The organism is Pelagimonas sp., from assembly GCF_058892305.1.
Map to the genome: position 1 here is coordinate 1 of NZ_JBZXVN010000084.1, position 789 is coordinate 789.

Consider the following 789-nt stretch of genomic DNA (forward strand, 5'->3'; position numbering starts at 1 on the left):
TCCCGACCGGGGCAACGGGCCTAACATTTGATGACATCACCTTTGTGGGTGAGAACCAGCCTCCGGTTCTTGTGCCAGCGGCCTGATTGCGGTGTTTTGAACTAGGTATACCGAAGAGGGTCGGCCCTAACCTTTAGGCCGCGCGGCTGGCGGGCCGCCTCGACCGGTTGGGCGCTAGCTCATTCCCACTTGTAGTTAAAACTCACGCTGATCCGATTGTCTTCTTCGGACATATTCAATGGCACCTCATGGCGCAGCCAGCTTTCCCAGAGCAACACGTCTCCGACCTTGGGGGCCTGATAGACAAACGTTTTCAGGTCCTCACGCGCTGATTTTTTGCGCGGTGGCGCAGCCATCATCATCGGCAAACGCGGGTCTTCAAGCTTGAGCGCACTCGCCCCTTCGGGCATCTCAACATAGGTGGTTCCGGAAATCACCGAATGCGGGTGGATGTGGTTGGAATGGGTGCCGCCGGGGGGCAGGATGTTGATCCAAATATCCTCAAGAACCACGCTCTTGTCGCCAAGATCAAAATCCAGTTCCTCGACAAAGGCCGCGACGTGTTCGTCCAACACTTTGACCAGATCGCCAAAGATCGGGAAGCGCCACGGCAGGTCGGTCAGCGACGCATAAGACGTGTAGCCCGGATAGCCCTCTTTCTCACACCATTCCTGCCCGGCTTCATCGTCATTGGCGATGGAATAACAGGAATTTTCCAACTCATCGGGATCAATCGCCTCTCCGAATTCGGACAGTCGGGCGCGATACAGGCGGGTGGCGAAAAGCGAT

At 56.7% G+C, this 789-nt stretch carries 1 protein-coding gene; it reads right to left on the reverse strand.

Annotated elements, in window-relative coordinates; genetic code table 11:
• Nucleotides 1-179: 179 nt before the first annotated feature.
• Nucleotides 180-789: TIGR02466 family protein (locus AC5EFR_RS23300; protein ID WP_493578078.1), on the reverse strand; the 610-nt coding region annotated here is incomplete at its 5' end.